Annotated in this window: 26 protein-coding genes and 2 pseudogenes; 15 read left to right on the plus strand and 13 right to left on the minus strand. The window is 55.9% G+C overall.

From position 1 onward, the window contains the following. The first annotated feature begins 49 nt into the window (after positions 1–49). On the plus strand, positions 50–1225 hold the full coding sequence (locus EL257_RS13225; protein WP_126363180.1) for a XylR family transcriptional regulator: 1176 nt from the start codon (positions 50–52) through the stop codon (positions 1223–1225). Here EL257_RS13225 and EL257_RS13230 read toward each other — a convergent pair whose 3' ends face one another. Next, complete coding sequence (locus EL257_RS13230; protein ID WP_126363182.1) at positions 1226–2392, minus strand: MFS transporter; 1167 nt, start codon at positions 2390–2392, stop codon at positions 1226–1228. Positions 2393–2486: 94 nt separating this feature from the next. Between EL257_RS13230 and EL257_RS13235 the strand changes: the two genes are divergently transcribed. Then, positions 2487–3380 carry a LysR family transcriptional regulator gene (locus tag EL257_RS13235; protein WP_126363184.1) on the plus strand — a complete coding sequence of 298 codons (894 nt, stop codon included), beginning with the start codon at positions 2487–2489 and terminating at the stop codon, positions 3378–3380. Positions 3381–3390: 10 nt separating this feature from the next. On the opposite strand, the gene EL257_RS13240 is transcribed toward EL257_RS13235, so the two are convergent. The 5 genes from EL257_RS13240 to EL257_RS13260 all read right to left on the minus strand — a co-directional run bounded on the left by EL257_RS13240 (position 3391) and on the right by EL257_RS13260 (position 7651). Continuing rightward, on the minus strand, positions 3391–4197 hold the full coding sequence (locus EL257_RS13240; RefSeq protein ID WP_126363186.1) for a DUF1206 domain-containing protein: 807 nt from the start codon (positions 4195–4197) through the stop codon (positions 3391–3393). Positions 4198–4322: 125 nt separating this feature from the next. Further along, positions 4323–4736 (minus strand): PaaI family thioesterase, encoded by a 414-nt coding sequence (locus tag EL257_RS13245; protein ID WP_126363188.1) that lies wholly within the window; start codon positions 4734–4736, stop codon positions 4323–4325. 177 nt (positions 4737–4913) lie between these two features. Beyond that, a complete protein-coding gene (locus tag EL257_RS13250) occupies positions 4914–5855 on the minus strand; it encodes an AraC family transcriptional regulator (RefSeq protein WP_126368100.1) in 942 nt (313 codons plus the stop codon). 25 nt (positions 5856–5880) lie between these two features. Continuing rightward, on the minus strand, positions 5881–6714 hold the full coding sequence (locus EL257_RS13255; protein ID WP_126363190.1) for an oxidoreductase: 834 nt from the start codon (positions 6712–6714) through the stop codon (positions 5881–5883). Between the two features lie 250 nt (positions 6715–6964). Then, a complete protein-coding gene (locus tag EL257_RS13260) occupies positions 6965–7651 on the minus strand; it encodes a glutathione S-transferase (protein ID WP_126363192.1) in 687 nt (228 codons plus the stop codon). 140 nt (positions 7652–7791) lie between these two features. On the opposite strand from EL257_RS13260, the gene EL257_RS13265 reads away from it, so the two are divergent. The 3 genes from EL257_RS13265 (at position 7792) to EL257_RS13275 (ending at position 9140) form a co-directional block, all read left to right on the plus strand. Continuing rightward, positions 7792–8367, plus strand: coding sequence for a TetR/AcrR family transcriptional regulator (locus tag EL257_RS13265; RefSeq protein WP_126363194.1), 576 nt, complete (start codon positions 7792–7794; stop codon positions 8365–8367). Between the two features lie 24 nt (positions 8368–8391). Continuing rightward, complete coding sequence (locus tag EL257_RS13270) at positions 8392–8826, plus strand: DNA methylase (RefSeq protein ID WP_126363196.1); 435 nt, start codon at positions 8392–8394, stop codon at positions 8824–8826. 71 nt (positions 8827–8897) lie between these two features. Continuing rightward, entirely contained in the window at positions 8898–9140 is a 243-nt protein-coding gene (locus EL257_RS13275; RefSeq protein ID WP_126363198.1) for a hypothetical protein, read from the plus strand. 198 nt (positions 9141–9338) lie between these two features. Here EL257_RS13275 and EL257_RS13280 read toward each other — a convergent pair whose 3' ends face one another. From EL257_RS13280 to EL257_RS13290, 3 genes are all read right to left on the minus strand, one after another. Beyond that, entirely contained in the window at positions 9339–9617 is a 279-nt protein-coding gene (locus EL257_RS13280; protein WP_126363200.1) for a hypothetical protein, read from the minus strand. A gap of 52 nt (positions 9618–9669) precedes the next feature. Further along, positions 9670–10551 (minus strand): manganese catalase family protein, encoded by an 882-nt coding sequence (locus EL257_RS13285; protein ID WP_126363202.1) that lies wholly within the window; start codon positions 10549–10551, stop codon positions 9670–9672. A gap of 421 nt (positions 10552–10972) precedes the next feature. Then, positions 10973–11851, minus strand: coding sequence for a LysR substrate-binding domain-containing protein (locus EL257_RS13290; protein WP_126363205.1), 879 nt, complete (start codon positions 11849–11851; stop codon positions 10973–10975). Between the two features lie 154 nt (positions 11852–12005). Here EL257_RS13290 and EL257_RS13295 point away from each other — a divergent pair, with 154 nt between their 5' ends. The 10 genes and pseudogenes from EL257_RS13295 to EL257_RS28010 form a co-directional block, all read left to right on the plus strand. Then, positions 12006–12431, plus strand: a complete 426-nt coding sequence (locus EL257_RS13295) for a VOC family protein (protein ID WP_126368102.1) — start codon at positions 12006–12008, stop codon at positions 12429–12431. A 113-nt stretch (positions 12432–12544) separates the two neighbouring features. After that, the gene (locus EL257_RS13300) at positions 12545–13801 is read left to right on the plus strand and encodes a cation:dicarboxylate symporter family transporter (protein ID WP_126363207.1); all 1257 of its coding nucleotides are present in this window, start codon (positions 12545–12547) and stop codon (positions 13799–13801) included. A 68-nt stretch (positions 13802–13869) separates the two neighbouring features. Then, positions 13870–14451 carry a TetR/AcrR family transcriptional regulator gene (locus EL257_RS13305; protein ID WP_126363209.1) on the plus strand — a complete coding sequence of 194 codons (582 nt, stop codon included), beginning with the start codon at positions 13870–13872 and terminating at the stop codon, positions 14449–14451. Between the two features lie 56 nt (positions 14452–14507). Beyond that, entirely contained in the window at positions 14508–15614 is a 1107-nt protein-coding gene (locus tag EL257_RS13310; protein ID WP_126363211.1) for an alkene reductase, read from the plus strand. 81 nt (positions 15615–15695) lie between these two features. Beyond that, positions 15696–16439, plus strand: a complete 744-nt coding sequence (locus EL257_RS13315) for an SDR family oxidoreductase (RefSeq protein WP_126363213.1) — start codon at positions 15696–15698, stop codon at positions 16437–16439. Positions 16440–16508: 69 nt separating this feature from the next. Continuing rightward, the gene (locus EL257_RS13320) at positions 16509–16889 is read left to right on the plus strand and encodes a nuclear transport factor 2 family protein (RefSeq protein ID WP_126363215.1); all 381 of its coding nucleotides are present in this window, start codon (positions 16509–16511) and stop codon (positions 16887–16889) included. A gap of 57 nt (positions 16890–16946) precedes the next feature. Next, complete coding sequence (locus EL257_RS13325) at positions 16947–17333, plus strand: nuclear transport factor 2 family protein (protein ID WP_126363217.1); 387 nt, start codon at positions 16947–16949, stop codon at positions 17331–17333. A 107-nt stretch (positions 17334–17440) separates the two neighbouring features. Next, complete coding sequence (locus EL257_RS13330) at positions 17441–17899, plus strand: SRPBCC family protein (RefSeq protein ID WP_126363219.1); 459 nt, start codon at positions 17441–17443, stop codon at positions 17897–17899. A 125-nt stretch (positions 17900–18024) separates the two neighbouring features. Then, a pseudogene (locus EL257_RS13335) lies at positions 18025–18243 on the plus strand (hypothetical protein); the annotation flags it as partial. Positions 18244–18256: 13 nt separating this feature from the next. After that, positions 18257–18496, plus strand: a pseudogene (locus EL257_RS28010) (histone-like nucleoid-structuring protein, MvaT/MvaU family); the annotation flags it as partial. A 49-nt stretch (positions 18497–18545) separates the two neighbouring features. Here the strand turns inward: EL257_RS28010 and EL257_RS13345 are convergent. The 4 genes from EL257_RS13345 to EL257_RS13360 form a co-directional block, all read right to left on the minus strand. Next, complete coding sequence (locus tag EL257_RS13345; protein WP_126363221.1) at positions 18546–19619, minus strand: isocitrate/isopropylmalate dehydrogenase family protein; 1074 nt, start codon at positions 19617–19619, stop codon at positions 18546–18548. 46 nt (positions 19620–19665) lie between these two features. Further along, positions 19666–21009 carry a CitMHS family transporter gene (locus EL257_RS13350; protein ID WP_126363223.1) on the minus strand — a complete coding sequence of 448 codons (1344 nt, stop codon included), beginning with the start codon at positions 21007–21009 and terminating at the stop codon, positions 19666–19668. A 57-nt stretch (positions 21010–21066) separates the two neighbouring features. Then, positions 21067–21810 (minus strand): acetoacetyl-CoA reductase, encoded by a 744-nt coding sequence (gene phbB / locus EL257_RS13355; RefSeq protein WP_126363225.1) that lies wholly within the window; start codon positions 21808–21810, stop codon positions 21067–21069. A gap of 577 nt (positions 21811–22387) precedes the next feature. After that, positions 22388–23134 carry a transporter substrate-binding domain-containing protein gene (locus EL257_RS13360; RefSeq protein ID WP_126363227.1) on the minus strand — a complete coding sequence of 249 codons (747 nt, stop codon included), beginning with the start codon at positions 23132–23134 and terminating at the stop codon, positions 22388–22390. Between the last annotated feature and the right edge of the window lie 30 nt (positions 23135–23164).

Consider the following 23164-nt stretch of genomic DNA (forward strand, 5'->3'; position numbering starts at 1 on the left):
CCGCGACAAGGCAGCTCGCAAATGGCTTAACACAAAATCCGGATCCTGAATGAAAAGCCTACCGCCCGTGCACCGCATCGCCCTGTTGTTCAACGGCAGCAAGATTTATGACCGTGGGATCATCAGCGGCATCGGCAATTACCTGAGCAGCACCCGCGCTTCCTGGGACTTGTTTCTGGAAGAGGATTTTCTTTGTCGCTTGAAAGGCATCGAGCGCTGGCAGGGTGACGGGATCATTGCCGACTTCGACGATCCGCTGATTGGCGAGGCGCTAGCCGACATTCATTTGCCGGTGGTGGCGGTGGGCGGCTCTTATGCAGATCAGAGCGCCTATCCGAAAGCGATTCCCTATGTCGCCACCGATAACCATGCGCTGATCACATTGGCGTACTCGCACTTGGTCGAGGCTGGGCTGCAGCGTTTTGCCTGCTTCAGCCTGCCGGAAGCGCAAGCCAATCGCTGGGCTCAGGAACGTGAAAAAGCCTTTCGCAAACTGATGCAACGCGATGGCCTGCACGCCGAAATCTATCGCGGCATGGGCACCAGCGCTCCGCTGTGGGACAGTGCGGTCGAGCAACTGATCGCCTGGCTGCAAAGCCTGCCCAAGCCCATTGGCATCATCGCTGTCAGCGACGCCCGCGCCCGGCAGTTGCTGCAAGCTTGCCTGACGGCCGGCATTGCCGTACCGGAGCAAGTGGCGCTGATTGGCATCGACAACGACCCGCTGACCCGCAGCCTGACCCGTGTCCCGCTGAGTTCGGTGATTCAGGGCACCGAAACCATGGGCCGTACCGCCGCGCAGTTGCTGCACCAGATGCTTCACGGCATGCCATCCAGTGGCACGCAGATTCTGATCCCGCCTGATGCGGTCAACGTGCAGGTGTCGAGCCTGCACCAACCGTTGGGCAATCCCTACGTCATGCAAGCGCTGCTGTTTATCCGCCAATATGCCTGCCAGGGCATCAAGACTGCGCAAGTAGCGGCGTACGTCGGTGTTTCGCGCTCATCGCTGGAGGCGCATTTTCGCGCTGAGCGCGGTTGCAGCGTGCATGACGAGATTTTGCGTTTCAAACTTGCGGCGGCCACCAGCGGATTGAAAAACACCGACTCCGCAATCGCCGACATCGCCCATGCGTGCGGCTTCAAATCCGCGCAGTATTTGCACACGGTGTTTCGCCGCGAGTTTGGTTGCACGCCGCGCGAGTATCAGCAGGGTGACCGCTGATCACGCGACCGCAGCGGCGCTGGTTCTGGCGCGCCAGGCGAACCCCAACACCATCAGCAGCCCCAGGCCCGCCATCGCCGCGCCGGCCAGGGATATCGCCGGATAACCCAGCCCGGCGTTGATCACCGCGCCGCCCAGCGCCGCACCGATTGCGTTGCCGAAATTGAACGCGCCAATGTTCACCGCCGAGGCCAGGTTGGGTGCGTCCTTGGCCGCTTCCATCACGCGCATCTGCAGCGGCGGCACCAAGGCGAAGCTGGCGATGCCCCAGATCAGAATGGCGACAGCGGCGGGCAGCGGCCAGCGCATCAGCACGGTGAACGCCAGCAAGATCACAATCAATACGCTCAGCGACACGATCAGGGTGCGATCGATCGAGCGATCAGCCGCTTTTCCGCCCCACATGTTGCCCAGCGTCAATCCGACACCGAACAGCACCAGCATGGCGGTGATATACGCGGTGGACGCGTGGGTTTCGCTGCTGAGAATTGGCGCAATGTAGGTGAAGACGGTGAACATCGCACTCGAACCAACAACCGTCAGAGCCAGCGCTGCCAGCACCGGACCGCGGCCGAGTACGCGGATTTCGGCCAGCGCACCGGCGCTTGGCGGCGCCTTCAGGTCGGGCAGGGCGAACCACAATGCCGCCATGGTCGCTGCGCCGAGCCCGGTGATGCCCCAAAACGCGGTGCGCCAACCGAACATTTCGCCAAACCAGGCGGCCAGTGGCACGCCGCCAATGGTCGCAAGGGTCAGGCCCATGAACATCGCTGCCACCGCGCCGGCGCGTTTTTCCGGCGCGACTAGACTGGCGGCGACGATGGAGCCGACGCCAAAGAATGCTCCGTGGTTAAGCGAGGTGACCACGCGGGCGATCATCAGGCTGTAGTAATCGGTGGCCAGAGCGGACATCAGATTACCCATGGTGAAGATCGCCATCAGGCCGATCAACAGATAGCGCCGGGGAATCTTGCCGGTGGTCAGAGTCATCAGCGGCGCGCCGAGCAAGACGCCAATGGCGTAAGCACTGACCAGGAGACCGGCAGCGGGAATGGAAACGCCGAGATCCGCAGCGATGCCCGGCAACATGCCCATGGGCGCGAACTCGGTGACGCCGATGCCAAAGGCACCGACGGCAAGTGCAACGAGAGGTGGGTTGATACGCATGGAAGTCTCCTTATCTGTGCCGCCAATGCTACGATTCATCGTTTTAGGGCGGTAGATAGCGATTTTGGCAATCACCTTTGCGCAAGAGGCACGAATGGACTTCAACGGTAGGTCAGGTGAAATGAGCGTGTTCGTCACCGTGGCGCGGGAGGGCAGCCTTTCGGCGGCTGCGCGCGCGTTGGGGCTGACGCCCTCGGCGGTGAGCCGGATCATCGCGCGCGCCGAACAGCGGCTCGGGACGCGCCTGTTGTTGCGCACCACGCGAGCCATCACTTTTACCGCCGAAGGCGAGGCGTTCCTGCGCGGTGCCCGGCGGATTCTCGCCGACATGGATGAGGTCGAAGAAGCCATCGCCGACCAAGGCGTGCCCAAGGGCCGCTTGCGCATCAGCGCCGCGCTTGGCCATGGCCGGATGGCCATCGTGCCGTTGGTCACAGCTTTCACCGCACGCTATCCGAATATCGTCGTCGACCTCACGCTCGGCGATGAAGTGGTCGACATTCTCGCGGGCCAGGCGGACGTCGCCGTGCGTTTCGGCCATCTTCCCGACAGTCCGCTGACCGCGCGCCGTATCGGCGCTACGGGGCAGATGGTGGTCGCATCGCCCGATTATCTGCAGCGACACGGCATTCCGCAGCAACCGGAAGACCTGTTGAAACACAACTGCCTGCGCTTCAACTTCCGCCGCGCCGAATCCGACTGGCCGTTTATCCGCGACGGCAAAGCGTTTGCCCTGAAGGTCAACGGCAATATCGAATGCAGCAGTGGTGAAGCGCTGGCGCAATTCGCGCGGGTCGGCGCCGGCATTGCGCGCATTGGCGAATTCACCGTCAGGGAGGACTTGCAACGTGGCGATCTGGTAGCGCTGTTGGAGCCCTGGAACCCCGGCGACGAGGAACCGATTCACGCGGTATTCGTTGGCGGGGCGACCATGCCGGTGCGGGTGCGGCTGTTCGTGGACTTTTTGCTTGAACATCACCGGATTTAGGAAACGGGGCTTATGTCACACCGGGTACATCCATGTTGATCTTGCGCCAGAACGCTTCGGAAAAGCTGTAAACCGAGAAGGCGATCAGGCCTAGCGCCATCACCATCAGAATCAGCCAGCCGGCGGGCAGATTCTGGAGTGCGTCGAGAGCTTCTTTCATGCCCGGTGGGTCCATGGCTTGATAAGCGGAACCGCTGACACTCAGCAGCAAAGCGATCTCGATGAACACCACGCCACGGGCGATCAAGCCGAACTGCGATACCGGGCGGACGTAACGCATGACCTCATCGTCGGCCTCGAAATATTTCTCGAAGGACGCCTTCCAGCCCTTGATGATGTGAGCAATCCCGACACCCAGCGGAACGAGGGCGATCAGGTACACCAGCAGGTTCGAGTGTTGCCAGGACAGAAGATCCGCGAGCCAGTCCTTGGTTTGCCCGCCGGAATCGCCCGAGCTCTTGATGCCGCTCACGAGCAGGCCCAACGCAAACAGCGCCAGCGCGCCGTTGACCAGCCCACCGGCAAACAAACCCGCGCGGATAACCAGGCCTTTGAAGTTGTTACCGTGATGATCGACATCGCGCGTGGCTTGCAGAACGCGCCAGGCCGCAAAGGCGAGCAGGCCCGCGACCACCAATCCCACCAGAAAATAGCCGAAGGGCTGGCTCAGCAGCGCTTCGAGGCTCTTGTGGCTGTCTTTCGGTTTGGTCGAATCGTGCGCCGCCAACAAGGCGAAAATCCCGATGATCAGATAAAGCATCCCGCGTGCGGCGTATCCTCCGCGCGCGAGTATGACGAGACTGTGATGCGTGGACATTGGTTGAATTCCGAGAGGGGGTAAAGAGCAGACCTTTCGCGATTGCGAATGTTCTAACGCGATACACCACCTGGCCGGCCGACGCCGACTTGCAACCGCACTTTGAACATTGATCGCAAGACGGTTTAACTCGCTGGCACCGCGAATACCGCACTGGCGCGGGCGACCATTCGCTCGCCGACATGCAGACTGACGGCGGCGAAAGCCAACTGACGGCCCTTTTTGGAATGCTCCAGACGCACTTCGAGCCACTCGCTGATCTGTACGGCGCCGAGATAATCCAGGGTCATGCTCGCCGTGATCAACGGCTGTGGCGGATCGCTGGCGAAGGCCATGGCGTAACCCATGCCGACATCGGCCAGGGTCGCCAACACACCGCCATGCAACGTGCCGCGGCCATTGGCATGGCGTGCGTCGGTCAATAAGCCCAGCTCCAATTGCAACCCATGGCCCCGTGCGTAGATCGGGCCGAGTAAATCCAGTAACGGGCTGCTGCGGGAAAACGGGGTGAAGCCTTCGGGAATGGCTTTGGTGTTCATGGATTGCTCCTGGTGCGGAAGACAAACATGGGCAATTCGCTGGATCAATCAGAGGTCTATACGCAATGGCGGAAGAGGGCGCGCACTATACGAACGCGGAATCTGCGGCGATAAGCCGTGGGATGCGTGGCACTGACAAACAGTGCTGATCAGCGCTGCATGAAATCGCGCGTGTGATCAATGCGACGACACAAACGGCGAAGGGGTCGTCGGTGCTGGCAGCGCATAAGCGCGTTTCATCCGCGCCACTTCCGCTAATGGAGTTCGGCCGAAAAGGCGTTTGAAATCGCGGCTGAATTGCGAAGCGCTCTCATAGCCCACCAGAAAGGCCGATTTGGCGGCGGTCAGGTCGTTGCGCAGCATCAGCAATCGCGCCTGGTGCAACCGTGTCGACTTCAGGTACTGCATCGACGAGGAATCGGTGACTTTGCGAAAGTGCAGATGGAAATTCGGCACGCTCATCTGCGCTTCCTCGGCCAGGGTTTCTACGTCGAGATGCTCGTGATAACAGCTGTGGATTTTGTGGATGGCGCGGGTGACCTTGCCGAACTGACCTTGCTGGGCGATGGCGGCCCGAAGCGTGCCGCCCTGTTCGCCGGTGAGAATGCGGTAATACAGTTCGCGCAACATGGCCGGGCCAAGGATGTGCGCGTCGGCGGCGTTGTTCATCACTTCCAGAAAGCGCAGCGTTGACTGGCGCAGCGGCTCGTCGAGGGGCGAGGCATACATGCCCATCGGCTGAGCTGCAGGGAAATCCCACACTTCATCCACTTGCTGAATCAGCTCGCCGGCCAGGGCGAAATCCAGACGCAGATAGACCGCCAGCATGGGCTCGGCTACGCTGGCGTCGGTCTCCATCGTGAAGGGCACCGGCACCGAGACCACCAGATAATGCTGGGCGTCGTAGACGTAGACTTCATCTCCTAAATAGCCACGTTTCTGGCCCTGGCACAGGATGACAATGCCCGGTTCATACAACACCGGCGTGCGCGTCAGTGGGCGGTCGGAACGCAGGAAACGCGCATCGTCCAGCGGGCTGAGGTTGTAGCCTTCCAGCGGCGCCAGTTCGGCCATCAACCGGACCATGCGTGCCGTGGTTGGGTCTTCAGGTTTGCCCATCGATTGAACGGTCTCCGCTTTGGTCTCAGCCATCCGTCGAGCGGCTGAGCGCTTCCCATTGTTCAATACTCTCTGCCGTCTGTCGCAGCTTGTCACGCACCAACGCCAGGGCATCGCTGCCCAGCAACAGATGAGCGGGCGGATTTGGGTTGGCGATAATCGTCAGCATGGCGCGTGCGGCTTTCTGCGGATCGCCCAGTTGTTGGCCGCTTTTTTCCTTGCGGGCGTTGCGCACTGGATCGAAGCTGGCGTCGTAATCGCTGATGCTGCGCGGCGTCCGCTGCATCGATCGGCCCGCCCAGTCGGTGCGAAACGAGCCTGGCGCCACCGCTGTGACAACAATATTGAAGGGCGCGAGCTCCTTGCTCAAAGTGTCCGAGATCCCCTCCAGCGCAAATTTGCTGCCGCAGTAATAAGCGATCCCCGGCATGGTGATATGGCCACCCATGGAGGTGATATTGAGAATATGCCCGGCGCGCCGTTGGCGGAAATACGGGACGAACGCCTTGGTCACAGCGACTGCGCCGAAGACATTGACGTCGAACTGGCGGCGCATTTCCTCCAGCGCTGACTCTTCAAAAATTCCTTCGTGACCATAACCGGCGTTGTTGACCAGGACGTCCACCGGGCCGTGACGATCCTCAACAGCGCTAACCACGGCGTCGATAGCATCAAAATCGGTAACATCCAGCACCACGCCGTGGGCGCGCTCTGCGGACAAGGCTTCGAAGGCTGCCAACGCAGATTCGCTGCGCACGGTGCCGATGACTTTATGACCCTGTGCGAGCGCTTCCTTGGCCAACGCCTGGCCGAAACCGCTGCTGACACCGGTGATAAAGAAGGTTTTTGCTGTACTCATGGCGTGCATTCCCGAAAAGATTGGAAGCGCCATGCTAGGGCAGGGAGTGGGGCGGGACTATGCCGGATCGGATCTGAGTCTTGCCTGATTCTATCAATGTGCTGGGTCGAGGTTCGCCAGCGAACTCGCCGATGACAGCCTGGCGCAATTGAAGATACGCACCGATTCGAAGCACAATCCGGATGATGCCGAGTGATCGCGTTGTAAAACAAAAGGCGCCGATGAGGGCGCCTTTTGTGTGTTCTCGCTTTTATGGTTCGCCGCGTTCCACCATCGCCCGCCATTGCTGCACGCTCGCACGCTCCTGCATGCGCATGTGCCATTCGCGCAATGCCGTGCATTCTTCAGGCACCTGCAAGTCAACCAGCGCCGAGAAAATCATCCCGCCCAACACAGCGATATCCGCCATGGAAAAGTGCTCGCCGGCCACGAACGGTTGATGACGCAGCACGTTGTCGAAATAACGCATGCCCCGAACGGCCTTGTCGCGCATGCGCATGCCCCATTCGGCGTTCTGATACAGCTCGACTTCAGGGCCAAGCCCCGGGGTTGCGTGGTGGAAATACACGCTGACCGCGTCGAGAAACTCGATTTCTGCACGCTTGTTCATCATGTGGATCTGACCTTGCTCCAGCGGCGTCCGGCCGGTGAGGGTGGGCTGACCGTCAAGTGTGTCCAGGTATTGGGTGATGGCGGTGCATTCGGAAAGTCGCGTGCCATCCGGCAACTCCAGCACCGGCAGTGTTCCGGAATAATTGATGCTCAAGAACTCCGGCTTCTTGTGTTCGCCTTTCCACAGATTCACCGAGACGAACTCGGTGCGCGACAACAGCGATTTTTCGGCAAGGGCAATGCGCACGCGGGCGGGGTAGGGGCCGTTGTACCAGTCATAGATTTTCAGGTTGGAAGGGGCGTTTGCGGTCGTGGTAGCGGTCATGGAATGTCAGCTGCCTGTCAAATGGTAGGTAGAGATTGCGGCCGTACTTACGGCTTGTCAATCCCCTACCTGCCAATTGGCAGGTTGGCCGTTCGCGGGTACACTCCCTTCATTGGTCAACGTCCATCGAGAACACGGTTATGAGCAAAAACGCCCGGGAAGCGATTCTGGAGGCTGCTAAAACGGCGGCACAGACCCACGGTTACAACGGCATTAACTTCCGCAGCATCGGTGAAGTGGTGGGCATCAAGAACGCCAGCATTTACTACCATTTCCCGAGCAAGGCCGAGCTGGGCGCTGCGGTTGCCGAACGCTATTGGCAAGACGCAGCCAAGATTCTGGATAACATTCGAGCAGCCAATCCCGAGCCAAAGCGCTGCCTGGAGTTGTACCCGTCGATCTTCCGCTCCTCGCTGGAGAACTGTAATCGGCTGTGCCTCGTGAGCTTTATGGCGGCGGAATACGAAGATCTGCCAGACGCTGTCAAAGACCAGGTCAAGACTTTTGCGCAGATCAACATCGACTGGCTCACGCAGGTGCTGATCATGGCCGGCTCGGCGAGCGAAGAGCATTGCAAATCTCGGGCTCGCGCGATTTACGCGGCTGTCGCCGGCGCGCAGTTAGTTGCCCGCAGCCGCGGCGATATCGCGCTATTTGATGAGTTGATTGGCAGTTATCAGAGTGCAGGGCTAATTTCTGCGGACTTTCCAAAGTAATTCGTTTCGCTGTGGAGAATCGTCTTGGTCAGCAAAATCATCAGCGCACGCGACTTGGGGATCGACCTTGCAGGCGCCAGCGAAGCGGGCCTGTTCAAATGGCTGGTAGCGAGTTTTCTGATGGGTAAAAGAATCCAGGGTGCGATCGCCGCCGAGGCGTACCGAGTCATCGTCGAACAGCATGAGAAAGATACCGTACAGAAGCTCGCGCAATGCACCCATCGTCAATTGGTCTCGATGCTGGGAAAGGCTCGATACGTGCGTTACGACGAGAGCACTGCGGCGCGATTGCTCGCGCTGGCCAACAAACTCAACATTGATTACGGGGGCGAGGTGAGCAAGCTTGTTGCTGCGAGCGCTGATCGCCGAGCGCTGGAAAAACGCTTGTCGGAATTCGAAGGAATCGGGCCGAAGACCATTGAGATCTTCATGCGCGAAGCCGCCGCAGTGCTGTTTTAAACTCTGCGGATTTCCGAGAGTCAACCCAACAGTACTTTAGCTTCTGGGGTCAGCGAGTAATGGGAGGCGTCGTGAGTGAAAAGAGCCAAGCGCAAATCGCCGCAATCTTCGATCAACTGCTGGCTTTGCGCGAGAGTGTGAACGAGCTGCAGGAAACCGAAAGGCGGGGAGTGGACGCACTTCGAGGTCACCAGACAATGGACGTGGCCGGGGCTTTCAATCTGGTTTTCGAGAAGCTGCAAGACAACATCGCAAGTATGGAAGAGGCGCTGGCTACGATTGCCGAAGCCACAGGCGACATTCCCAAACTTTAGCGGCTAAAACTCCTGTTACCGGGGCGCGAATATTGCGCCCGGTAGTTCTCAAGATATTCCGCGCAGTAGGTCCGCGAGCAATATCAGCGTGCCGACTGCAAAGATCGCGCTGCCGACGAAGAAAGAAGAGCGCTGAGTGATGATCGGCCAGGATGACAAACTCAAGTTTCGTTCAGATCTCATGGCGAGCCCCTTTTGTTAGCGTGGAGAAAGGCTGTTCTGCGCGGTGGAAGCTCGTTCAGCCACTGCCGTCATTCGCGGCAAGGCGTCATCGCTGTCAAATTGCGAATCCCACGTGCCATCTTCATCAGCCAGGTTGTTCGGAATCAATCTGCCCATCCCGAATACCTTCACCGCCATGTGCACTTTGAACCCTCGACAGGCTTGCTTGCAGTCGAGTTCGAAACCAGCCGAGGCGTGGTCCATGAGGTGTTGAAACGGATCGGAGGTCAGCGTAGATCGTTTGTTGTTCTTCATGTTGTTCACCTTGTGCGGGGAGCGCCCCAGACGCAGGAGGCGCTGTAATGATTCAGGCATCGTTACCTTGCACAAATCCTGACCCGAGGTCAGCGCCGGTAACGGGATCGCTGAGCGGATCAGAAGCGGTGCGAGACTTCATGGCTCCCAATGTTTCAACGTCCTCGGCAGAAAGGCCAACGGATGCGAGGCCGTCGCCACCGTCAACTGCCGGCCCGGGCTCCTCTACATATTCCCAAGCGTCACCCTCGTTCCAAGGACCGCGAACGTTTGGCTCGCCCGACATGTTGAAATATTTATGGGTGAATTCAGGCATCCCCGGCAGCTTGCCCTGCGGAAAGTGGGGCTGGATCGAATGAAGAGCTTTTTCGAACGACTGTTGATGCGCGATCTCGCGTGTCATCAAAAAGCCCAATGCTTCCTTTACGCCGGGATCGTCGGTGACATTGATCAGCCGTTCGTAAAGAATCTTCGCGCGCGATTCGGCCGCGATGTTCGAACGCAAATCGGCAGTGGGCTCGGTAATCGAATCAACGTAAGCCGCCGTCCACGGCACACCGGCTGAATTGACCAGAGGCGCGCCGGCGCCGTAGAGGAGGGAGGTGATGTGCGAATCATTGCCGGCGCCGTTAAGGGCTCGGTACAGCTCGCCTTCTTCTTGCACGCCCTCGGCAATCTGACCCTTCGCGCCTCGGTTCAGCATGACGATGATGGATCCGACGACTTCCAAGTGGCTCAATTCTTCGGTGGCGATGTCCAGCAGGAGGTCTTTGCGACCTGGATCTTCTTCAGCCAAGGCTTGGGTGAAGTAACGCGCGGCCGCGGCCAGTTCGCCATTGCCACCGCCGAACTGCTCGAGCAGTAAATTCGCCAGGCCCGGATTCGGCTCGGCGACGCGAACGGTGTACTGAAGTCGCTTGTTATGAATGAACATTCCAACCCCCTCAAATCAGGCTGTTGCGCGTTAACCATGCGGTTGTCAGCGTTTGCATGAATTGTGAGAGGTTAAAAGGCGAGAAATTTCGTTTATTACGGAATGCTCTGGACGAGCGGCTGAGTCTTGTAAGTTCAGTGAAAACGACGGTTGGCGGGTTGGTATTCAGGCCAAGCTGACATTCGGCATCAATTCATCTTGGTAATGCGTTCGAACGTTGGCGTCGGGGAAGTCATCGTCTGGGATCGTGGTATCTGGACGCCTACCGGCGACCCGATTGAGAGCGTGCTGAGTGATCGAACGATCATTGCGAAGCAGAGACTAAAGAGCAAAGCACGGCGCTTCGACAGTTGAATCTTGGCTGCGCAAGTGATTTGTTGATTGGGTGAAAAAGGGCCCCCATAGGGCCTTTTTGAAGTTCTTAGTTGGAGATTGCGGTTACCTGATCACTAATGAGCTGAGCCAGAATTCGCACAGGCTCCGTAAAACTCTGTCGAGACCTATGTACCAGCCCGATATCCCGGTGAAAGGTGTGCTCTCCCAAATCGATCGCTCGCACAGCCGCGGGCCATTCCTGATGGGGTTTTGTCTGTGGCACCAGGGCTATGCCTACACCTTTTTCAACCAGTTTTATGATGGCCTCCAGTTCATCCAGTTCGCAAACTTCCTGCAAGGTGAAATGCATCTGCCGCAGGAAACGATCGACCTGCCGGCCACCAAAGGATGATCGGTCATAGCGAATGAATGGCTGGCTGGACAGCAGTTCCGACCAGTCTTCTCCCTCTAGCTCACATGGCACGATCAGTCGGTAGGGCTCTAGCGCCAACGTCGTCCAGCGCAGGTCACTTTGGAGGGAGAAAGGCGGGCGAATGATCACGGCCATGTCGATCTCGCCGGCGTCGACGAGGTTCACCATCTCCATTGAAAGGCCTGGGATGACACGTGTGCGGCACTGCGGACACTGTTTGTGAAACTTTGCGAGCGCATCGGGTAAATAGGAGCGCTGCACGGACGCGATCGCACCGATGTTGACCAGCACGCTGGGAGGCTTGCCCAGCGTTGTAGAGCCCAGATTGTCATAAAGCCTCAGCAGCTCTTGCGCCTGCAGAAGTATCTGATGGCCCATTTTGTTGAGATGGGCCGAGCGTCCTTTCCTGTCGAAAATTTCGAACCCGAGCTCGGCCTCCAGGCGCTGGATTTGCGCGCTCACGGCGGCCTGAGTCAGGCCGATCTTGTTGCCGGCAGCGGCGAACGTGCCTTCACGCGCCACAGCAATGAGTGTCTTCAGTTCTTTGATCATTCACAAATATTAGTTGTGTTTCTAAGAAATATATATTGATTTTTATGTTTGGCTTCCCGTCCTACGATGTTTCCCATCCACGGCAACGGCTGAATCCAGAGAGCCAATGACGGTGGAAATGTTCGCCAACCAACAAAAAATATTTGGAGTTCTCATGAGCCTCTCGCCATTCCACCTTGCTATCCCTGTTTACGACTTGGCTGCAGCTCGCACCTTTTACGGTAAGGTTTTCGGTCTTGAAGAAGGGCGCTCCAGCACGCAGTGGGTAGATTTCGATTTTTATGGTCACCAACTGGTGATTCACGAACACCCAAAAACCGCTTCGCAGGAAAGCGTGCATAGCAACCCGGTTGACGGACATGATGTTCCAGTTCCGCACTTCGGCATCATTTTAGGTTGGGAACAGTGGGAGGCACTGGCCGAACGTCTGAAGTCGTTTGGTACTGAGTTCGTAATTGAGCCGTACATCCGTTTTAAAGGCCAAGTGGGCGAGCAAGCCACCATGTTTTTGTTTGATCCGTGCGGTAACGCTCTTGAGTTCAAGGCTTTCAAGGATATGAGCCAGCTCTTCGCCAAGTAACAACAGCCATGGCACAACGGCGTTGTGCCATTTGATCTCAAATGAGCTGGAAGCTCATGACTCTAGCAACTGCGAATAGACGCAGACCTTTCATTCCAACAAGAAGGCTAGACATGAAACGTATTCCCTTGGTGTGGCAAATCGTTGCCGGGCTGTTGCTTGGCGTGCTTGTCGGTTGGTATTTCAATACGCATCCGCTTTATCAGACATGGGTGAGTTCGGAGATCCTCAAACCGCTCGGAGATATCTTCATCAAGATGATGAAGATGGTGGTTGTACCGATTGTGTTCTGTTGCATGATTCTGGGCATCGCGGGCGGTGGCGATAACAAGTCGTTTGGTCGAATGGGGATCAAATCGCTTGGCTACTTTTTTGCGATAACGGCCTTGGCCATTGTTATAGGCTTGTGTTTAGCCAATGTTTTCGAACCGGGTACGGGCACCAATATTTCCGGTATTTCGCACGGTACTGCAGCGATCACTCTGGAGCCGTCCAAAGGCGCATTGGTCATCTTGCAAAACATCGTCCCTGACAATGTGCTGGTTGCTATGTCAGAAGCGAAGTTGCTGTCCGTGTTGTTTTTCGCTGTGTTGTTAGGCATGGCATTGAACGCTCTGCCGAAGGACAAAAGCGCACCTTTCATCGCAGTAGTTCAGAGCCTTTCCGATGCAATGTTCAAGGTCGTCTCAATCGTCATGGCTTACGCACCGATTGGTGTGTTTGGAATGATCGGCGCGACCGTGGCGACGTTTGGTTTCGCCTCATTGTTGCCGTTGCTCAAGCTAATCGGGGTGGTTTATCTGGCGCTGATAGTTTTTGCGTTGGTGATACTCGGTGGCATTTGCTATCTGATTGGCGAAAACATTTTCAAGTTGATCAGGTACTTTCGCAATGAGCTCATTCTGGCGTTTTCGAGTGCCGCGTCAGCCGCCGTCATGCCGCAGTTGATGACTCGATTGGAGAATTACGGTGTACCGCGTCGGATCGTCAGTTTTGTGGTGCCGGTGGGTTATGCGTTCAACCTGGATGGCGCATCGATTTTTCTCGGTGTGGCAACGATTTTCGTGGCGCAGCTCTATGGCATCGATCTGACGTTATCGCAGCAGATTCTGTTGGTGGTAACGATGGTGCTGACTTCGAAGGGCGCGGCAGGTGTGCCGGGTTTTGCCATCATCATTTTGTCAGCGACATTGGCGTCTGCCGGATTACCACTGGAAGGCGTGGCGTTGATCGCAGGCATCTTCAGGATTATCGACAGTGGCACCACCACGCTGAACGTATTGGGCAATGCCATTGCACCGTTGGTTATCGCCAAGTGGGAGAAGGTCGCACTGAAACCTTCTCAGCCGCACACGGCAGCAAGCGTTTAGTAGCGTTCGTCAGATACTGAAGATGGTTACTAGACGACCGGTCTAGTTTTGACTAGGCTGTGCGCACTATGAAAAAACCTAATCAAGACATGCGACAACACATCATCGATGTAGCGAAGTCATTGATGACCCACAAGGGCTACACCGCAGTCGGTCTTATGGAAGTGCTGAAGGCGGCGGGTGTACCCAAAGGGTCGTTTTATCACTACTTCACCTCCAAAGAGGAATTCGGCCAGGCACTATTGGACGAATACTTTCAGGGGTATATCGGGCGGGTAGACGTTGTCATGGCGGCGCAAGGGACGGGCGCCGAGCGGCTCCTTGGCTATTTGCGCTATTGGGCGAAGACGCAGGCGTTCGATCATCCCGATGAGAAATGCCTCGTGGTGAAACTCGGCGCCGAAGTGTGTGACCTGTCGGAGGACATGCGCGGCGTATTGGAGGAGGGCACCACGCTGATCATCGAGAGAATCACGCGGTGTGTTCAGCAAGGAATGGCTGATGGCTCCATTACTTCGACTCAGGACGCAGAAACACTGGCTGAATCGCTGTATCAATTATGGTTAGGAGCATCACTTTTGGTGAAGGTTCGCAATACGACGGCTGCCTTTGATACGGCCCTGATCACAAGTAAGCGCCTGCTGGCATAGGGGCGGTTTTTTTTAAGCTTTTAACTAGACGACCGGTCTATTCATTTGGAGTTTTTATGACTGATATTGCCGCAGACACCGACCTGTTTTCCCCCATGACGATGGGGGCGATGCAACTGGCTAACCGAATTGTCATGGCGCCAGTGACTCGCAGTCGAATGGCTGACGACGGCGTGCCGAACGAAATGCATGCCACTTATTACGCCCAGCGGGCCAGCGCGGGCCTGATCATCGCCGAGGCCACGAACATTTCTGCTCAAGGGCGTGGCTATGCCATGACGCCCGGTATCTGGTCGGAGGAGCAGGTGGCAGGCTGGAGAAAAGTCACTGACGCAGTGCATGCGGCCGGCGGGAAAATCGTTAGCCAGTTATGGCACGTAGGTCGCTTCTCCAGCGTTGAGTTGCAGCCAAACGGCGAAGCGCCGGTCGCGCCCTCAGCAATCAAGGCCGAAGGTACGACCTATACCAACAATGGCATGGTCGAAGTGTCCATGCCTCGGGCGCTTGAGACTTCAGAGATCCCGGGGATTATCGAGCAGTACAGGCATGCGGCAGAAAATGCAAAACGCGCCGGTTTTGATGGCGTTGAAGTCCATTCAGCCAACAGTTATCTCCTCGACCAATTCCTGCGTGATTCCACCAACCAGCGTACTGACCAGTACGGCGGCTCTATCGAAAATCGGACACGACTGACACTTGAAGTCACCGAAGCCGTGGTCGCAATTTGGGGCAATGACCGGGTCGGCATCCGCCTTTCACCAGTAACTCCTGATGCAGGTAACACGCCTCCAGACAGCAACGTCATGGCGACCTACGGTCACCTCATTCAGCAGTTGAACAGATTCAACTTGGCCTATCTGCATTTCGTCGAAGGCGCGACAGCCACCTCTCGTACCGTTCCTGAAGGGGTGGATCTGGACGCGCTGAGTGCGCAGTTCGAAGGGCCGTACATTGGCAACAACAACTATGACCTGGAAATGGCGCGGGAGCGCAGGGCGCAAGGGCGGATTGATGCCGTGGCGTTTGGTCGATTGTTCATTGCCAACCCCGATTTAGTAGATCGCCTGCGTCGGGGTCTCGAGCTGACCATAGCTCCGCGCGAGAGTTATTACGGCGGAGGCGCCAAGGGCTACATCGATTGGCCAACGGCCAACTCCAATTAATTGGAGATTCCCTTTGCGTCAGTTCGGCGCGGGGAGGCTTCGTCGCGAAAAAAAAATTCGCCGCACAAGAGGTACTCAAATATGCATTATCTGCAAAACAAGGTTGCCATCGTCACTGGCGCGTCTTCCGGCATTGGTGCTGCCACCACTCGGGCGTTGGCCGCGCATGGCGCTCGCGTCGTGGCAGCAGCACTCGATCAGACTGGATTGGAAGCGTTTGTTGCCGAGCTGCGTGAGGCCGGGAGCGACGTGGTCGCTTTCACCACAGACGTTACCCATCTGGATCAAACCAAAGCGCTCGCGAAGTTTGCACAAGACACCTATGGCGCAGTGGACATTCTGGTCAACAACGCCGGCCTGATGCTCTTTTCCAACTGGGTCGATCTGGCCGTGCAGGATTGGGAAAAGATGATTGATGTGAACATCAAGGGCTACCTCAACACTATCGCTGCTGTATTGCCGTTCATGCTCGAACAGAAAACCGGGCAGATTCTCAACATGGACTCCGTTGCAGGTCACCAGGTCGGCCCGGCGGCGGGTGTTTACAGCGCAACCAAGTTTTTCGTCCAGGCCATGACCGAATCCATGCGAAAGGAGTTGGGCGTGCAGCATGGCATCCGCGTCAACACCGTCAGCCCAGGCGTGATCAACACCGGCTGGGCGGACAAGATCAGTGATCCTGAAGGGCGTAAGGCTGCCCAAGAGCTGAACCGGATTGCCATTGCGCCGGACGATATTGCCCGCGCAGTGATCTACGCGCTTAACCAACCGGAAAATGTCACCGTCAACGATTTGATCATCTCGCCGACTCGCCAGGATTGGTAATTGTCGTTTGAGTTTTCCGTGCCCGAGTGACCAAAAGGGGCACCGGCAACATGCAACCAGGAGTACACCATGAGCAATCCAACTTACGTCCAGGAATACAACGCGATCGTTGCTGTTCTGAGTCAGTACAACGAAGGTGGTGCCAAGGCTGACAGCACTTTGATGAAGCCGGCGTTCAACGAGCAAGCAACCATGTTTGGCGTCGACGGCGACAAGCTCGTCGGCGGCGCGATCCAGAATCTTTACGACGTGATCGACAACTCTTTCCGCCCATCTCCCGAAGCCAAAGCCGCGATCGTTCGCATCGACATCGTAGGCACTGCCGCCAGTGCGCGCGTTGATACTGACAATGTTTCGGGGTATCGATTCACCGACTTCTTCAACCTGCTGAAGGTAGAAGGCAAGTGGACGATCGTCAGCAAGATTTACCACACCCATCCGACCGCTTGAGCATTTGAGCGCTTCTGGCGACGTGTGGTTTACGTCGCCCAATGAAAGGAGAGAACCATGTCAAAGAACATCAAGGCAGTACCAACCTCCGAGTACAACGCTGTCATCGCTACTGCCAATCAATATGTTGAAGGTCTGCGTTTGGGCAGTGCAGAAGGCGTTGCTCAAGCTTTCCATAAAGACGCCGTGATGTACGGTTTCACCAATGGTGAACTGCGTGGCGGCTCGATCAAGAATCTGTTTGATTTCGTTCAGAAGAATGGCAGCGCCCCAGAAATTACGACTCGCCTCGACATTCTGGCGATTACACCCACGACAGCCGTTGTGCGTGTCGATATGGAAAAGGATGCGATCGGTGCCGACTACAACGACTACCTGACCCTGATGAAAATCGACGGCACCTGGAAGGTCATCGCCAAGGTTTATCACCAGTTCGAAGGTTGAGCGCCCACCGATCCCGGTTGAATCAATGCCGGGATCGGAGCTCGTTCATCGTCAAATGGAGAAGCGATCATGAGCGCTTACAGCACATATCTGAAGGGAGATACACGATGCCGATGGTTGAGTTTTCCGCTGTCTTGGACAGCAATGTTGGTAATGCCTGGGGCGTGTTGAAAAAATTTGGAGAGATTTATAAATGGCATCCATCGATCGTCGAAAGCAGCATTGAGGACAACCAACCTGATGGATTGGTCGGCTGTATTCGCAGACTCACGTTGGCCGATGGCGCAGTTGTCAGGGAGCGTTTGTTATCGGTCGATGATCACAATATAACGCTATCCTACCGCTTCGAGGAGGCGCCATTACCGCTGGACAACTATGTTGCCACGGTGAAATTGGCCTCTCTCACTGGACAGCCCAAGACGTTCATCAATTGGTCTGCAAGCTTTGATCTGCAAGATGCGAATACGGCAGACGCTTACCAGGAACTCATTCGAGAGCTGATCATGGATGGCCACAACGGTCTTCAGTTATTTCTAGCGCAAGTCTTAGAAGGGCCCATCTCATGAGCGCTGTGGAGCTGTTCCAAAATCCAGCCCGCGCCTAAAGCCCGCATAAGCGGGCCTTGGGTTTGAATCAAAGTTACGATTGATGTGCGCTCAACGCCGAGTAGCTGTTCATCAGCTTGCGTTAGTTAGGGATCAACAATGCCGAAGCATTGGTCGGTGCCGTGCAGATGAGCACGATCGAACTCCATTCGTGGAACGCCACAACGGCCGACCTGAATCTCCCAGACAGGTTTGTCCTCGACCTTGACCCGGATGCTGCGCTGCCTTGGAAAAGCATGGTTGAAGCAACTCAACTAACGCTAACCGTACTCGATGAGTTAGGGCTCAGGGCATTTCTGAAAACCCGGTAATTTCGATTTGCTCGCAAACTACGGCTACAGCCTCAAGGATGTGATCAATCTGCTGGATCCACAGCCAAGTCGCCGCGCTCCAGCCGTCGAGTCCAAAGCTGGCAGCCGAAAGCCTCGCCAATTGAAGGTTTACAAGAATTCGCATACTGGCGAAGTGGTTGAGACTAAGGGGGGCAATCACAAAATGCTCAAGGAATGGAAAACAAAGCACGGCGCTGCGACCGTAGAGTCTTGGCTGACAAAATGATCTTGGCTTGAACTGAAAAAAAGGCCCGCGAGGGCCTTTTTCATCTTGCTTAGGGCTGAGCAATCCGCTTGGCCACTTGCTCTCCGAACGCTTTACAGCCTTGTGTTCCTCCGATATCGCCGGTGCGCAATTCAGGCACCCGTAGTACCGCGTCTACAGCTGCGGTTATAGCGTTTGAAGCACTAATGCATCCCCTGTGCTGATGACGGTTGCCCATCCATTCAAGCAGCATGGCCACAGAAAGAATCATCGATACTGGATTGGCTTTATCCTGGCCCGCAATATCTGGGGCTGACCCGTGTTGGGCCTGTGCGCAGCAGTGTTTCTCACTGGCCATTATCGACCCGGCAAGTCCTAGGCTGCCGGATAGCTCGCTGGCTAAATCGCTAAGAATGTCACCGTAAAAATTGGTAGTTACCAGCACATCGAATCGTTCCGGGTTTCGCACAAGGTGCGCAGTACACGCATCTACCAACAAGTCATCAAGCTGCACATCTGGGTAGTCTCGGCTGACGTTGCGTACGCATTCCATGAACAAACCATCGGTCATATGGAAACTGTTGACCTTGTGGATAGCGGTAACTTTTTTTCTTCTGACTGACGCAAGCTCGAAGGCGCGGCGTGCGATCCTTTCGCAGCACTGACGCGTGATCTTGCGAGTAGATAGTGCCATATCTGGCGTCGGCATCACCTCACCCCAACCCCGACTCATATTGCGATCAGGATAAAAACCTTCGGTCGCTTCACGCATGATCACCAAGTCCATGGTTCTCCCTTCACGCAAATTCGATTGCAAGAAGGGGCGCGTTCTGGCGGGTCGGATGTTCGCATATAGATCCAGACCTGTGCGGAAGGCTGCGGAGATATTGCGACCTCCCTTTTCCGGTGGGGGATAGTCTGCATGAGACTGAGTACCCAGGATAATGCCAGCGTACTTCTTCGCTTTTTCCAACACCTCATCGCGCAAAGTAGTGCCGTACTTTTCAAGGCTGGTGAAGCCGACATCGTCATGATCAAAGCTAAGTCCTAATCTGAATCTCTCGTTTGCCGCCGAGAGTACAGACAGGGAAGAATTCACAATTTCGGGCCCAATACCGTCGCCCGACAACACTAATAAACGCATAGCCTTAGCTCCTTGGCTGGCACGAAGCACCAGCCGAGTTCATTTTTTACGTTGCGACTGAGTAGAGGGGAAACAAGCCCAATAACATCGAAGACATCATGATGAGCAGGGAAAGCGCGAGTGACCATTTGAACGTGTATTTCTGATGGTCGCTGAATTCCACGCCGGCGAGACCTACAAGTAAGTAAGTGGAGGCTACCAGTGGGCTGAGTAGGTGCACCGGCTGACCTGCCATGGACGCGCGTCCTATTTCTGCGGCGGAGATACCGTAAGCCTCTGCAGCGTGAGCCAGCACTGGGAGTACGCCGTAATAGAAGGCATCGTTAGACATGAAGAAGGTGCCAGGGATGCTGATCAGGGCGGTGATCGGTGCGAGATAAGCACCCCACGACTCAGGTAAGGCCCACAGAAGCGTGTCGGACATGGCTTTTACCATCCCCGTCCCGGACAGGATGCCTGCAAAAATACCTGCTGCCAGGAAGATGGCTATCTGATTAAGTGCTGTCGGCGCATGAGCGGCAATACGTCTACGTTGGTCATCAATGCTGGGGTAGTTGATCACCAGCGCAACCGAGAAAGCCATCATGAACAAGATTGGCAGCGGCAGAAGCTCCACTACCAGACAACCCATCAATGCTATGGTCAGAATTGCATTGAGCCAAAACATTTTAGGGCGACGCAGTTCAGCGTTTTCGGCACTGAGTGTCATCAGGTCAGACATATCTTCATCTGCGCCCTGGGCGTAACGGCCGCTTCGTTCAGTCGGCAGCTTGAGCGTGCCTAACCGTCGGCGTTCTTGCATTCCCAAGTAAAAAGCAAGCAGAACTACGCCGGCAAAGCTAATGAGCATTGATGGGATTAAAGGCAGGAACAACTCGGTAGTTTCGACTTGCAGCGCTGCAGCGGCACGTGCGAGCGGCCCTCCCCAAGGTAATAGATTTGTCACGCTCGCCGCCAATATGACCACGCAGGGAAGAATCAGTGGATTGAGTCCAAGTCTCCTGAATAAAGGCAGCATGGCTGTAAGCGTAATCATGTAGGTCGTAGATCCATCGCCGTCCAGTGAAACCATGCCGGCTAGAATTGTCGCGAACACTACTGCTTTGGCTGGGTCGCCTTTGATCAGACGAATGAACGTTTTGATAATGGGATCGAAGAGGCCGGTATCGAACATCATCCCGAAATAGAGGATGGCAAACATGACCATAACTGCGGTGGGTGCGACCTTGCGCAGCCCCTCGATCATCATGGTGCCCATGTCGCCTGTAAACCCAGCCATCATGGCAAAGATGATGGGGATGATTGTCATGGCTACCAAAGGTGCAAGCCGCTTGGTCATGATCAATGTCATGAACACCACAATCATGCCGTAGCCAAAAAAGGACAGCATTGAATTCTCCTGGTCAGGATTATTTTTATAAGGAGGTGATTACGTGGAGCGCCGGCTTCATGTCATGTGTAACCCGCCGTTCACGGCGAAATCAGCACCTGTGACGAACGAAGATTCTTCTGACGCTAGCCATGCACACATCGCCGCGACTTCTTCGGGCTTACCGAGACGTTTCATCGGGATGTCTTCCACGATCTTGTCCATCAACGAGGTGTGGGTGATCGATTTGAGCCGCTCAGTGCCGATGTAGCCCGGGGAAACGGTATTGACGGTAACTCCACGGTGGGCAACCTCCCTTGCAAGGGCTCGAGTGAACCCACGAATTGAGGACTTTGCCGTGGTGTAGTTCACTTGGCCGATATGGCCTAGTTGCGCATTCACCGTTGAGATATTGATAATTCGGCCCCACCGTCGTGAGCTCATCCCGTCAACAACTTGCTTGGTTACGTTGAACAGCGAATTGAGGTTGGTATCAATAACGGTTTGCCAGTCGTTCGGAGACATGTCTTTGAAAACCACATTGCAAGTGGTGCCGGCATTGTTTACCAGCACGTCGATAGGGCCCACTTCGCTTACGATCCTGTCAAAGGCAGCCACTGTTGAGTTCCAATCCGCTACGTTGCCTTCACACGCAATGAACTCAAATCCCAGCTTTTTGTTTTTCTTCAGCCAGGCGTCCTTAATCGCAGAATCTGGCCCGCAGCCAGCGACGACTATGAAACCGTCCTGGTAAAGTCTCTGGCAGACAGCGGTGCCAATCCCACCCATTCCACCTGTTACGAACGCGATTCGTTTGGACATGAGCAGTCCTCCTAAATGACAAGGTGCATCGGAAGTTTGGGGTTACCGGAGTTCTTCGTCGGGTCAGATCGGTAATCGGCATCCCGTTTACCGCCAGTAGACGAAGGCCTAAAAAGTCATTCGGCGGTTCGGTCTGGGAGGAGGCTGCCCATGACTTTCAGTCGAGGGAAATTGATTGGTGGTATCTGAAGGACTCTATTCATGGCATGCCTCTTTTATTGTTTTCATGAACTGACTGAGTCTTCATCCTAGAGGCGTGCCGACCACATTTGAATTGGTCATTAGGTAACGAAGCCTTCTCCAAATGAGAAAGCTAACGAAAAAAGGGAGAGTGAATATCAGCCAGCATACAGAGCGAGAGTTCGCTTCCGTCCCGAGAAGAGGCATCGATGCAAACGACCAAGGAAAAAAGATGAGAGCTTGCCGACAACAGAAGGAGCGCTGAGCCGATTCTCTAGTATCTGCACCGAAGCGTGTAGCGCTTCCTCTGTGCATGACGACACATCGCCAATGCGAAAATCGCTAAAACTCTTCCAGCTTTCTGCCTATCGGAATATGCCACTCCGCAGCGTGATGCTCATTGCCGTTGTTCGTTCAGCGTTGGCCCCACGCGAACATCTCCTTGGCCGCTGGCAATCAATGCATTTAAAACAAAACCGCTGGATATCTTGCGATCCAAAAATGCTCGTACGTATTCAGCTCCGGCCTTGCGTCCTTTGGGTACCGCCATTGCCTGGCGGATTTCGGTGAAGCTGTCCGCTAGCACGCGATAGCCTTCGTTCTTGTCTGCAAATGCCTCTAAGGGCTGACGAACGCCAGCGGCGGCCTCCAAACCCTGCTCCAAAAACCATTCCACAGCTGCGGCGGATGTCGGTGCACGAACCAGTTCCGCAGCGGACAGCGTACGGCTTAGATACAAGTCGTACGCTGCGCCTTTTCCAACGGCAAGTTGTGCACCCACATGATCAAGCTGAGCTACTGATTGGTATACGCTAGCGTCATGCACCAGGTACGTGCCTTCAATGATGACGTATGGGTGACTGAACTCGATTTCCGCTGAGCGCACAGGCTCAATAGCCAGGAACGCTAGATCCCAGGTCGACTCGGTTAAAGCGGCGAATACTTTGCCCGCAGCATCGAATGTCACGAAATCGATAGCTACATTCAACTCGTCGGCCAAGGCTTTGGCTAACTGAGTAGATACCCCTACAGGGTTGCCGCTCACGTCGCGCTGAGCCAACACCGGATTTCCGAAGTTGATCGCCGCACGCAAGACACCTGTAGGAGCTAGGTCAGCCAGAACGCTTGAATCTAAAGTAATCATGGGTGCTTCTCTGCAATGGTCGGGTGCTTT

This window comes from Pseudomonas fluorescens, from assembly GCF_900636825.1.
GTDB lineage: Bacteria > Pseudomonadota > Gammaproteobacteria > Pseudomonadales > Pseudomonadaceae > Aquipseudomonas > Aquipseudomonas fluorescens_BG.

Excerpts from the sequence above, each read along its gene's own strand:
- EL257_RS13225 (WP_126363180.1), top strand. The coding sequence starts at position 50 with ATGAAAAGCCTACCGCCCGTGCACCGCATCGCCCTGTTGTTCAACGGC.
- EL257_RS13230 (WP_126363182.1), bottom strand. The coding sequence starts at position 2,392 with ATGCGTATCAACCCACCTCTCGTTGCACTTGCCGTCGGTGCCTTTGGC.
- EL257_RS13235 (WP_126363184.1), top strand. The coding sequence starts at position 2,487 with ATGGACTTCAACGGTAGGTCAGGTGAAATGAGCGTGTTCGTCACCGTG.
- EL257_RS13240 (WP_126363186.1), bottom strand. The coding sequence starts at position 4,197 with ATGTCCACGCATCACAGTCTCGTCATACTCGCGCGCGGAGGATACGCC.
- EL257_RS13245 (WP_126363188.1), bottom strand. The coding sequence starts at position 4,736 with ATGAACACCAAAGCCATTCCCGAAGGCTTCACCCCGTTTTCCCGCAGC.
- EL257_RS13250 (WP_126368100.1), bottom strand. The coding sequence starts at position 5,855 with ATGGGCAAACCTGAAGACCCAACCACGGCACGCATGGTCCGGTTGATG.
- EL257_RS13255 (WP_126363190.1), bottom strand. The coding sequence starts at position 6,714 with ATGAGTACAGCAAAAACCTTCTTTATCACCGGTGTCAGCAGCGGTTTC.
- EL257_RS13260 (WP_126363192.1), bottom strand. The coding sequence starts at position 7,651 with ATGACCGCTACCACGACCGCAAACGCCCCTTCCAACCTGAAAATCTAT.
- EL257_RS13265 (WP_126363194.1), top strand. The coding sequence starts at position 7,792 with ATGAGCAAAAACGCCCGGGAAGCGATTCTGGAGGCTGCTAAAACGGCG.
- EL257_RS13280 (WP_126363200.1), bottom strand. The coding sequence starts at position 9,617 with ATGAAGAACAACAAACGATCTACGCTGACCTCCGATCCGTTTCAACAC.
- EL257_RS13285 (WP_126363202.1), bottom strand. The coding sequence starts at position 10,551 with ATGTTCATTCATAACAAGCGACTTCAGTACACCGTTCGCGTCGCCGAG.
- EL257_RS13290 (WP_126363205.1), bottom strand. The coding sequence starts at position 11,851 with ATGATCAAAGAACTGAAGACACTCATTGCTGTGGCGCGTGAAGGCACG.
- EL257_RS13295 (WP_126368102.1), top strand. The coding sequence starts at position 12,006 with ATGAGCCTCTCGCCATTCCACCTTGCTATCCCTGTTTACGACTTGGCT.
- EL257_RS13300 (WP_126363207.1), top strand. The coding sequence starts at position 12,545 with ATGAAACGTATTCCCTTGGTGTGGCAAATCGTTGCCGGGCTGTTGCTT.
- EL257_RS13305 (WP_126363209.1), top strand. The coding sequence starts at position 13,870 with ATGAAAAAACCTAATCAAGACATGCGACAACACATCATCGATGTAGCG.
- EL257_RS13310 (WP_126363211.1), top strand. The coding sequence starts at position 14,508 with ATGACTGATATTGCCGCAGACACCGACCTGTTTTCCCCCATGACGATG.
- EL257_RS13315 (WP_126363213.1), top strand. The coding sequence starts at position 15,696 with ATGCATTATCTGCAAAACAAGGTTGCCATCGTCACTGGCGCGTCTTCC.
- EL257_RS13320 (WP_126363215.1), top strand. The coding sequence starts at position 16,509 with ATGAGCAATCCAACTTACGTCCAGGAATACAACGCGATCGTTGCTGTT.
- EL257_RS13325 (WP_126363217.1), top strand. The coding sequence starts at position 16,947 with ATGTCAAAGAACATCAAGGCAGTACCAACCTCCGAGTACAACGCTGTC.
- EL257_RS13330 (WP_126363219.1), top strand. The coding sequence starts at position 17,441 with ATGCCGATGGTTGAGTTTTCCGCTGTCTTGGACAGCAATGTTGGTAAT.
- EL257_RS13345 (WP_126363221.1), bottom strand. The coding sequence starts at position 19,619 with ATGCGTTTATTAGTGTTGTCGGGCGACGGTATTGGGCCCGAAATTGTG.
- EL257_RS13350 (WP_126363223.1), bottom strand. The coding sequence starts at position 21,009 with ATGCTGTCCTTTTTTGGCTACGGCATGATTGTGGTGTTCATGACATTG.
- phbB (WP_126363225.1), bottom strand. The coding sequence starts at position 21,810 with ATGTCCAAACGAATCGCGTTCGTAACAGGTGGAATGGGTGGGATTGGC.
- EL257_RS13360 (WP_126363227.1), bottom strand. The coding sequence starts at position 23,134 with ATGATTACTTTAGATTCAAGCGTTCTGGCTGACCTAGCTCCTACAGGT.